The organism is Vibrio sp. NFR (assembly GCF_027587095.1).
GTDB classification, from domain to species: Bacteria; Pseudomonadota; Gammaproteobacteria; order Enterobacterales; family Vibrionaceae; genus Vibrio; species Vibrio harveyi.
The window spans coordinates 89,191-99,302 of the sequence record NZ_JAPPTN010000016.1; the positions used below are offsets into that span (position 1 = coordinate 89,191).

Here is a 10,112-nt window from a genome sequence, read left to right on the forward strand (position 1 = left end):
GCTTGCGCAGGTCAAAAGCTTACGTATAATGCCAACCATCAAAGGGCGATAGCCCAGAGATGCCGGTGTGGTGAAATTGGTATACACGACGGATTCAAAATCCGTTGCCTTCGGGCGTGGCGGTTCAAGTCCGCCCACCGGTACCATATTCCAAGACAGAGCCTCGACGAAAGTCGGGGCTTTGTTGTATCTGAGGTTTGTGAATTCAAATCCAGCGTGGCGGCAGGCGTGCCTGTCCAATCAACTCCGCCCACCGGTGCCATATTCCAAGACAGAGCCTCGACACTATCGAGGCTTGGTTATTTGTTGGAATCTTATTACGCGGGATTAAAGAGGAGCGGCTCGATAGTCGACGTTAATTGGTCCATTTAACTTGGCATCAATTTGGCTATTGTGCGCTGCTATCGTTAGATTGACCTCAAGATGCAGCGAGCTTTTATCCGGATCTAATGGCTCTTCGTTTAAACCAATCATCATTTTAAGTTGCATGTCCAATTGGGCATGAAGTTCCATTGTGCCATCTTCTTTATTGTACAAATTGAACGTGGATGTTGGGTCGCCTATTGGCGTGATGCCTTGTTCATTCATTAAAGAGATAAGGACGCTTGCAAACAACTCTTGGTTAGCAAAGTAGCTTACGCCTGTCGGCATTTTACTGATGTCATCTAATGTTGAATCTTCATTGCGACTGATTTGTGCACCATCAACTAGATAAGTTGCACGATCAAAGTCTTTCTCAAACTGCTCACTGCGTTTTTCATCCACTTTTGCGGCTATTTCTTTGAGTGCATTGGTGACGGCTGTGGGGTTAGTCAGCGTGACATATTGTTTGGTTTGCGCAGCAACAGGCTCTTGAGTAAGCCCACAATCGTCAAGATTTAAGTGGTTGTCATTGGCTTGCATCGTCAAAAAGGCAGAAGCAAACTCAGGATCTGATGCTGAAATCTCACCAGCACCAATACCCTGTCCATAGTAACTTACCCAATCATTTAAACGTTGCGATGTTTTGTCACTACCATGTGCGCGTTTATCTAACTCTGTAATTAGTGCATCAAGCAGTGTTTCAGTTCGACACAGTTTAGTCAGTGTTAACAACTGCTCTTCATGTGGAATATCGGCTTGCTCTAGGTCATCCATTACTTGCATTTTGAATCCTGGAGAGTTGAGCAATTGGACCAGTTCTTTGCTGGTTGGATGATTAAGAATAGAGTTGAGTAAATCGCTGGCTTGAGTCTGAGATAAGCCTTGCGTTAATTCAGACACGATACGTTGCTGGTAACCACTCTTGTCGTCAGCGCCAAGCTTTTGCTTATCGACATCAGCTAAGTCAAATTGCGCGCGTAGCATGATCTTTTGCGCACAATTATCGAGGTTGTGAAGTACTTGATAATGATCTTTCTGATTGAATGCATCCGCTACTTGGTTGAAGTCTTCTTGAATACCTTGTGGAAGACGATGTATGTCATCAACAACGGTTTGGGCGATCTCGGCAATTTCTCGTTGAGTCAATTGATGGTGTTGTTTGTCGCATGCCTCGTGAAGTAAGCCTTCAAATTGTTTTCCTGCTGCATTATTTGGAGCCAACCATTGCTCGTGGTCGTTGTTAGCAAGTAATTTTTGAGCGCCATTTGGAGAGGCAATAAAATCATGAACGGCTTGGGCATTGAAAGCGGTCATGGCCTTGCTGATGGCATTCGCCTCACCAACAATGGTCTGGATGACTTTTCCGCTTAACGGCTTACTACCGGAGGTAATATCTAACTTAGAAGCTAGATGTGAGGTGATATCACTTCCGTACTCTTTCTGTAATGAGTTGAGAAAGAGCCCCATGGTTTGAAGGTTAAGATTGGATTGAGTTTGAGTGTGCTTTGCAAAAGGAGAAAGCGTTTTGCCTTCAAAACGACCACTTTTTAAAGTGACCTCTCCTTGATTGTTTTGATTGGCAACCACAGTGTTATTTTTAGCAACACTAAGAAACTGTTGTAGTTGTATAGCCATATCGGTATCTCTATAAATTCTTGAGGAAAATTAAACGCAGATAGCAGTATTGAGCATGCTATTTTTAGGGGGCGAGTCCTCTTGGGTACTCTCTAGCAAATGACGGCATTTCTCTGTTTGACTGATGAAACACGACAGTGCGCTTTCTAGGTCAAACACAGTACAAAGACCAGCATCCACGCTGTATGTCAAAACGATACTCGCTGTGTGAGTTTCAAGGCTTAGAGACATATTGAGTTCTTTATATAAGGCTTTATTGAACTGCATTAAGCTTGATAATTGTTTTATGCCTTGTTGGGAACTTAATGGTCCTACTAGCGATGTCAGGATCAGCCGTTCACGTTTAGGGTCCAACTCGATGTCTAGTAAAAGAGTTTCATCAACCATCAAAGTACAATGCCCGTCTTCGTTGGGCTGGAGTGTGTCGATGCCTAGGTCTGTAACTAATTCTTGAAATAATTGCTCAATTAATGTGCTCACGTCAGCAGTCTCAATGGTTTATTTAGTTGATGGCAATGTATAAGAGCTGTGTCGAGAAATCTGTCAATGACGGTTGTGATGTTTTAGGTTACTAAGAGGATTAAATAGTTAATGACATGAAATTCAAATGATTATTATCATGGTTTTTATGCTTCTAAATAGCGAGGTTGATAATAAATTTCTTGTTTTTAATTTAATGTTTTAATTGAATAAATATGAAAATTGTAAATATATACTTAGCTTTGTCTTTTCCTGTCTAATTCCTATTTTTATGTAATTACTCCTTTGTTTTATATTGAAAGTGAGATCTTGTTCATACTCAGTGCAACCGGTTGCGCTTTTTTGTGTTGGTTATTTTTGCTACAGTTTTTGTAGTTCGAAATTTACACAATGGGAGCAAGGCTATGAAAAAGATCCTCTTATGCTGCAGTGCTGGAATGTCGACCAGTATGCTAGTGAAGAAAATGGAACAAGCTGCTGAAAAGCAAGGGCTTGAGTGTAAGATTGATGCACTGTCAGTTAATGCGTTTGATGAGGCAATTAAAGAGTACGATGTCTGTCTGTTAGGTCCGCAAGTGCGATTTCAGTTAGAGGAGTTGCGCAAAACAGCACAGGAACATGGTAAGAATATTGATGCAATCTCTCCACAAGCCTACGGGATGATGAAAGGAGAAGAAGTACTCCAGCAAGCTTTAGAACTTATTAACTAATTCAATAATTTTAAATAGAAATAAGAGTTGCCACTAAATATCAATATTTGGTGTGGGATTCTTTTGTCTGAAAATAAGGATGGATTCTATGAAGCTCTATGATGCGATTATAGGAATAGTCGAAAAACATATAGCCCCAATTGCAGCGAAAGTAGGTAATCAGCCTCATGTCAGAGCAATGAGAGACGGATTTATTGTGGCAATGCCGTTTATTATTGTTGGTAGTTTTATCTTAATTTTTGCTTTCCCACCATTTGCTGAAGACACGACGTTTGCACTAGGACGAATTTGGTTGGATTTTGCGACCACGCATTTCGATACCATTATGATGCCCTTCAATATGTCGATGGGCATCATGACCATATTTGTCTCGCTTGGCGTCGCCTATAGTTTGGCGAAAGCGTACAAGATGGACGGTATCACCAGCGCCGTATTGTCTTTGATGTGTTTTTTGCTGGTAGCTGCACCTGCAAAAGACGGAGCGCTTGCTATGAAACATATGGGGGGGACCGGGATCTTTACAGCGGTAATGTGCGCCTTCTTTGCTGTTGAGCTATACCGCTTCATGAAAAAACACAACATTACTATCCGCATGCCAGAACAAGTACCACCTGCGATTGCTCGCTCTTTCGAAGTTCTTCTTCCGGTACTGGCTGTATTTCTAACACTGTACCCATTAAGTATCTTTGTTCAAACCCAATATGACATGTTGATCCCTGATGCAGTGATGGCGATGTTTAAGCCATTGATCAGTGCTTCCAACACCTTACCAGCAATCATCGGTGCATTGCTTGTGTGTCAGCTACTTTGGTTTGCTGGTATTCATGGTGCCGCAATTGTGGTTGGTTTATTGTCTCCAATCTTCCTAACTAACATCAGTGCCAACATTGATGCGTTTGTCGCGGGTCAACCAATTCCAAACGTATTCACTCAACCATTCTGGGATTTCTACATCTTTATTGGTGGTTCGGGCGCAACGCTTGCCCTTGTTATGTTGATGTCATTTAGCCGCTCTGCTCACCTAAAGAGTATTGGTCGCATGAGTGCGGTACCTGGTTTTTTCCAAATTAATGAACCTGTGATTTTTGGTAGCCCAGTCGTAATGAACCCAATTCTATTCATTCCATTTGTGTTTGCACCAATCGTTAACGCAACCATTGCTTACTTTGCAGTACAACTCGGCTTTGTTGGTATGGGGGTTGCGACCACGCCATGGACGACTCCGGCGTTAATTGGTGCCTCGTGGGGGAGCGGTTGGACATTCTCACCTGTGCTGTTGGTGATTGGGCTTCTGATTCTTGATCTCTTCATTTATCTGCCGTTCTTCAAGATGTTTGAAAAGCAGGTTATGGAACAAGAGTTACCTACGAGCAAAGAAAGTAAAGACGCTGAACAGCCATCAGGCGAGGGCGTGACAGCTTAATCATGATTTGGCTGTCGCTTGGCAGCCTTCATTTCCGGAGAGAAGAAATGGAACAAGAACTAGTCGTAATGGAAATTATCTGTAATGCAGGTGAAGCCAGGAGTTTGAGCTACGAAGCGTTGCGTCTATCGAGAGAGAAAGATTTTACCGCCGCAGAGGAAAAGCTTTCTCAAGCAAAAGAGTGCATTAACAAAGCGCATCTGATTCAAACCCAATTGATTGAAGAAGATCAGGGGGAGGGCAAAGTGCCAATGACTCTTGTTATGGTACACGCACAAGACCACTTAATGACAACCATCTTAGCGCAAGAAATGGCAGTGGAAATCGTTGCGTTGAACAAGCAGTTAGCAGCGAGATAAGGACGGTACGATGCCAAGAAATGCAATCAAACTCGCCATTATAGGTGGTGGAAGCAGTTATACCCCAGAGCTTGTTGAGGGGGTAATTAAGCGTTTGGAGTTCTTGCCTGTAAAACAGATGCACTTTGTTGATATTGAATCAGGTGCGAAGAAATTAGAGATCATCAAAGGCTTGGCACAACGGATGATTGATAAAGCAGGAGCTGACATTGAAATCAAAGCCGGCTTTGATCGTCGTGAAGCGATAAAAGATGCAGATTTTGTAATGACTCAATTTCGCGTTGGCGGACTAACGGCACGAGCGAATGATGAGCGAATTCCAATCAAGTATGACGTTATCGGTCAGGAAACCACGGGTCCCGGAGGTTTTGCAAAAGCGCTGCGCACTATTCCTGTTATTCTCGATATCTGTAAGGACATTGAAGAACTTTCTCCACACGCGTGGATGTTGAACTTTACTAACCCTGCAGGTTTGGTATCAGAAGCGGTCAGTAAATACTCCAACGTAAAAAGTATAGGTTTGTGCAACGTTCCTGTATCTATGGAGATGATGATTGCCGAAATGATGGATTGCGAGCCAAAAGAGCTTCAGCTTGAGTTTGCTGGTTTAAACCATCTTGTTTGGGTGCTCAAGGCTTGGTTGAAAGGAGAAGACGTTACGCAAACCGTTCTGGAAAAAGTTGGGGATGGTGCCAACTTCAGCATGAAAAATATATGGGAAGAGCCGTGGGATCCTGCGTTTCTTAAAGCGCTTGGAGCCATACCTTGTCCGTATCATCGTTATTTCTATCAAACAGATGCGATGCTAGCGGAAGAAAAGCAGAGTGCAGGAGAGCAAGGGACACGTGCTGAGCAGGTGATGGAAACAGAAAGCGCATTATTTAAGCTTTACCAAGATCCTAATTTAGACCACAAGCCAAAGGAATTGGAAGAGCGAGGAGGCGCTTACTATTCTGACGCGTCGTTGAATCTCGTGGATGCAATTTACAACAATCGTAACAGTATTCATGTAGTGAACGTGCTAAACAATGGTGCTATCAATGGCTTACCGGATAGCGCGGTGATTGAATGCAGTGCAGTGATCGGCAGTTGGGGAGCGAAGCCGCTGGCAGTTGGTGAGCTGTCTAGCAATATCAAAGGACTACTTCATCAGGTCAAAGCTTATGAACAGCTCGCTATTGAAGCTGCAGTTGAAGGAAGCTACGAAAAAGCGTTAATGGCGTTAACCAATAATCCGCTTGTTCCTGATATCGGACGGGCTAAGTCCATTTTGGATGAGATATTAGAAGTAAACGCCGCGTATCTGCCTCAATTCAAATTGACGACTTTGTAAAGTAAGGAACCGCACCAATGAAAGTGATCTTTAACGCAGATGATTTCGGTTTAACTCCGGGTGTGAACAAGGGAATTATCAAAGCCCATCAACAGGGGGTGGTTCAGTCTACAACAATGATGGTGGGAATGGATGCAGAGCGGCACGCGCTTGATTTAGCAAAGCAGAACCCAAATTTGAACGTTGGTGTGCACCTTCGTTTTACTACCGGTATTCCTTTAACGGGACATCCAAATCTTACTCGTGGTCGAACTCAGTTTGTTAGTTATGATGAGCTATGGAAGATACAAGATTTCGAAGAAGAGGTGGTCTATCAAGAAGCGGTGGCCCAGGTGGAAGCATTTCTTAAATTGGGTCTACCACTAAGTCATTTAGATAGTCACCACCATGCGCATACACATCCACAACTGCTTCCGGTGATTGGAAAGGTTGCTCAGAAATACAAAGTACCTTTGCGTGGTAGCGGTTTGTGCCACATAGAGAACAGTGTGAAGTATTACTTTACTGCTGAGTTCTATGATCAAGGGGTTAGTTTGGAAGGCATTATGAAGCATTTATTGAGTTTGAAAGCTCAATATGACGTAGTTGAAGTGATGTGTCACCCGGCGGAAGCGGACCAATCTCTATTGTCGAAAAGTAGCTACGCCCAACAAAGAGAGGTGGAACTTCAAGTCCTGACTTCTCCCGTTTTTAAACAAGAACTTGCTCAGCATGGTATGGCAATCACGGATTACTCTGCTCTCGTTTCTTCAAGTGGAGTCGCCAGTGTATGATTAAGGCTGTCAGCATCGCCCCCTATACACCTTACGATTTGCTGGCAGCCACTTTTCGCTAAGTCATGATTAACAAAACAGGAAGTTGGATTAAGCAGCATTATGGCAAGGATTAAAGATGTAGCCGAACTCGCAGGAGTAAATCGCTCAACGGTTTCTCGTATCATTAATGGAGAAGGGAAGTTCCGAGAAGAAACGAGAAAGAAAGTCGAAGCTGCGATGGCAGAGCTCAACTATCGCCCTAGTGCAATCGCGCGTTCACTCGCGACCTCTTCTAGTAATATGGTTGGCCTTTTGGTGACGTACTACACGGGTGGGTTCTTTGGTGAAATGATGGAACAAGTGCAGACTGAGTTGGATACGCACAAGAAGTTCCTCATCACGGCACAAGGACATCATTCAGCGGAAGGGGAGCGAGAGGCAATTCAGCGTTTTAATGATTTGCGCTGTGATGGTTATGTGCTCCATAGTCGTTATCTTTCTGATGATGATTTGAGAGAACTTGCCAAACTACCAACACCATTTGTACTGCTCGATCGGTATGTCGAGGGCATTGAAGAACGCTGTGTGACCTTTAACCATCATCACGCGAGCCGAATTGCTGTTGAGCATTTAATCGCTGGTGGCCATCAAAAAATAGTTTGCATCGCTGGTCCCTCTCAACGCCAAAACAGTTTGTTGAGAAAGCGAGGTTATATTGATGCAGTGAAAACGGCGGGTATAGACATCGATGAGAGTTGGTGTGAAGAAGGCAACTACGGTCGTCAAAGTGGGTACGATGCAATGGCTGCTCTTTATAGAAGGCATCCCGATTTGACCGCAGTGTTCTCATGCAGTGAAGAAATGACCGTGGGTGCCATGCAGTTTCTTCATGAGCATCGTATCTCCGTACCGAAGCAAATCTCATTGGTGAGCTTCGACAGTGTGGATTTGTGTGAAAGTTTGTACCCAACTGTGTCAGCGGTACATTTCCCGATCAGTGATATGGCCAGAGTAGCGGTGCAAACGTTGATAGGCTTAATAAAAGAGCAACCATTGATGACTCAACCCGAATTTGAAGCGCAATTAAAGCTGCGCAAAGCCGACCGAATAATTACTTAGTTTCCCTTTCTTATCGACCTGGTTAGTGCAACTTTGTTGACGACATGCACAGAGGTGCTTGATACATCCTCCTTATTGATGAATTCATTTACAAAATTGACTACTATTATAGGCTTATCAGGAAAACCGAATCAGTAGTGGAAAAGTGGCAGCAATTAAACTTACAGTGGATCGTATTCAGCCCGGGTTACATATCCGTCTTCCGCTAAAGTGGAATGATCACCCATTCCTACTCAATAGCTTCAAAATCAAAGACCAAGAACAAGTTGAGATGATTCGTCATCTTGGTGTGAAGTTCGTTTATTTCAATCCCGAGCAAAGCGATGCGTCTCCTTTACCTGCAAATCAACCTCAGGTCGAAGTAACGCAAGACAATACATTAGATCTTGAAGCGCAAAAGCTTTGGAAAGAAAAGCAAAAACGCATAGAAAAGTTAAGCGCGTATCGACGCCGTGTCATTCAATGTGAAAAAGAGTTTGAGCGTTCACTTGCGAGAATGCGTTCAGTGATGACCAAAATTCGCAACCGCCCTGTCGATGCAGTAGGGGAGGCACAACAACTGATCGATGACATCGTTGATAAGTTAATGTGTGATGACAATGTGACACTGCACTTAATGAACGGTAAAAACGAGTTTGAAGATATCTACTTCCACTCCCTTAATGTTGCGGTAATCGCGATGATGATTGGACGTGCGAAGGGGTATTCAGCGGAGCAACTTAAAGCGCTTTCTTTTGCTGCTTTGTTCCATGATATGGGCAAAATCAAAATTCCAACCGCTATATTAAGGAAGCAAGTTCCACTCACTGAACCAGAAAGCAATTATCTAAAGCTACATACTAAGTATGGCTTGGATATGGCTAATCAAATTGAAGACTTTCCTGACAGTGCAAAAACAGTGATAGCGCAACATCATGAATTGCGTGATGGCTCTGGCTATCCTGAAGGTTTGAAGGGAGATGAGATTGATGAACTCGCTCAAGTGATTATCGTTGCGAATGCTTTTGATAATTTATGTCACACCTCGATTGCTGCTGAACAAAAAATTCCATATACGGCGCTTTCCCACCTCTATAAGAATTGCAAACACTTATATAAAGAAGAGAACCTCAACATCCTTATTAAGTTTATGGGGGTGTTCCCACCGGGAACAGTGGTTCAGCTCTCCAATAATATGGTGGGATTGGTTATCTCTGTTAATGCGTCCCACTTACTATTTCCAAATGTACTGGTCTATGACCCAGCAGTTCCAAGAACTCAAGCGCCAATCATTGACCTTGCATCAAAGGACATAAAGATAGTTAATGCGATTCATCCGTCTAAATTGCCGGAGAAAATCAAAGAATACCTTAATCCACGTTCACGCATTTCTTATTTCTTCGATAGTGATGAGTAGTTATCCACAGCTTTTTGTGGGTAAATTGTAGAAATCCTGAGTGTTATTTCTGGGTAATTTTAAGGTTGGATGGAAAGTATCCATTTGGCATGTTTTTTTAGAAAAAATGCATTTTTAGTATTGCCAAAGAAAATCTTCTCCCTATAATGCGCATCCATCGACACGGCAGGCGCCACAAGGCTTCAGCAGGGTCGGAGAGGTGAAAAGCTTCTACGAAAAATTAGTTGAAAAAAGTGTTTGACACTCTCAATTATCTCGCTAGAATGCACCTCCGCTTTGAGAGAAAAACTTCTCGATAAGCAAGCTCTTTAACAATATAGACCTATCAATCTGTGTGGGCACTCGTTGATGATAATCCAATTAGGTATTTCTTTCTTAACGGAAAGCGGTATCAAATTAGGTTTCAATGAAACGAAGTGGCCATTGAATCGAAAGATTCAGCACAGTCAATTCAAACATTACTTATGTAATGTTCAGTATTCATTGAGCCGAACAAAGTCTTAAATTGAAGAGTTTGATCATGGCTCAGATTGAACGCT

General features: G+C 43.0%; 9 protein-coding genes and 1 tRNA gene. 8 read left to right on the forward strand and 2 right to left on the reverse strand.

Features of this window, described 5'->3' with window-relative positions; translation table 11 throughout:
- The first annotated feature begins 61 nt into the window (after nt 1-61).
- Nucleotides 62-146: transfer RNA gene (locus OH463_RS23065), tRNA-Leu, on the forward strand.
- Between the two features lie 181 nt (nt 147-327).
- Here OH463_RS23065 and OH463_RS23070 read toward each other — a convergent pair.
- Nucleotides 328-1,998, reverse strand: coding sequence for a hypothetical protein (locus OH463_RS23070; protein ID WP_269992753.1), 1,671 nt, complete (start codon nt 1,996-1,998; stop codon nt 328-330).
- 30 nt (nt 1,999-2,028) lie between these two features.
- Nucleotides 2,029-2,478: a type III secretion system chaperone gene (locus tag OH463_RS23075; protein ID WP_005448805.1), complete on the reverse strand. Its 450-nt coding sequence runs from the start codon at nt 2,476-2,478 to the stop codon at nt 2,029-2,031.
- Nucleotides 2,479-2,882: 404 nt separating this feature from the next.
- Between OH463_RS23075 and OH463_RS23080 the strand changes: the two genes are divergently transcribed.
- The 7 genes from OH463_RS23080 (at nt 2,883) to OH463_RS23110 (ending at nt 9,573) form a co-directional block, all read left to right on the forward strand.
- A complete protein-coding gene (locus OH463_RS23080) occupies nt 2,883-3,188 on the forward strand; it encodes a PTS sugar transporter subunit IIB (RefSeq protein WP_005448803.1) in 306 nt (101 codons plus the stop codon).
- Nucleotides 3,189-3,276: 88 nt separating this feature from the next.
- A complete protein-coding gene (locus OH463_RS23085) occupies nt 3,277-4,611 on the forward strand; it encodes a PTS sugar transporter subunit IIC (RefSeq protein WP_029790579.1) in 1,335 nt (444 codons plus the stop codon).
- A 47-nt stretch (nt 4,612-4,658) separates the two neighbouring features.
- Nucleotides 4,659-4,970 carry a PTS lactose/cellobiose transporter subunit IIA gene (locus tag OH463_RS23090; RefSeq protein ID WP_005448800.1) on the forward strand — a complete coding sequence of 104 codons (312 nt, stop codon included), beginning with the start codon at nt 4,659-4,661 and terminating at the stop codon, nt 4,968-4,970.
- 10 nt (nt 4,971-4,980) lie between these two features.
- Nucleotides 4,981-6,303, forward strand: a complete 1,323-nt coding sequence (locus OH463_RS23095; protein WP_269992754.1) for a 6-phospho-beta-glucosidase — start codon at nt 4,981-4,983, stop codon at nt 6,301-6,303.
- 17 nt (nt 6,304-6,320) lie between these two features.
- Nucleotides 6,321-7,076: a chitin disaccharide deacetylase gene (chbG, locus tag OH463_RS23100; RefSeq protein WP_269992755.1), complete on the forward strand. Its 756-nt coding sequence runs from the start codon at nt 6,321-6,323 to the stop codon at nt 7,074-7,076.
- A gap of 102 nt (nt 7,077-7,178) precedes the next feature.
- Nucleotides 7,179-8,177: a LacI family DNA-binding transcriptional regulator gene (locus tag OH463_RS23105; protein WP_269992756.1), complete on the forward strand. Its 999-nt coding sequence runs from the start codon at nt 7,179-7,181 to the stop codon at nt 8,175-8,177.
- Between the two features lie 145 nt (nt 8,178-8,322).
- Nucleotides 8,323-9,573 (forward strand): HD-GYP domain-containing protein, encoded by a 1,251-nt coding sequence (locus OH463_RS23110; RefSeq protein WP_009698789.1) that lies wholly within the window; start codon nt 8,323-8,325, stop codon nt 9,571-9,573.
- The last annotated feature ends 539 nt before the right edge of the window (nt 9,574-10,112 follow it).

Excerpts from the sequence above, each read along its gene's own strand:
- OH463_RS23070 (WP_269992753.1), bottom strand. The coding sequence starts at position 1,998 with ATGGCTATACAACTACAACAGTTTCTTAGTGTTGCTAAAAATAACACT.
- OH463_RS23080 (WP_005448803.1), top strand. The coding sequence starts at position 2,883 with ATGAAAAAGATCCTCTTATGCTGCAGTGCTGGAATGTCGACCAGTATG.
- OH463_RS23085 (WP_029790579.1), top strand. The coding sequence starts at position 3,277 with ATGAAGCTCTATGATGCGATTATAGGAATAGTCGAAAAACATATAGCC.
- OH463_RS23090 (WP_005448800.1), top strand. The coding sequence starts at position 4,659 with ATGGAACAAGAACTAGTCGTAATGGAAATTATCTGTAATGCAGGTGAA.
- OH463_RS23095 (WP_269992754.1), top strand. The coding sequence starts at position 4,981 with ATGCCAAGAAATGCAATCAAACTCGCCATTATAGGTGGTGGAAGCAGT.
- chbG (WP_269992755.1), top strand. The coding sequence starts at position 6,321 with ATGAAAGTGATCTTTAACGCAGATGATTTCGGTTTAACTCCGGGTGTG.
- OH463_RS23105 (WP_269992756.1), top strand. The coding sequence starts at position 7,179 with ATGGCAAGGATTAAAGATGTAGCCGAACTCGCAGGAGTAAATCGCTCA.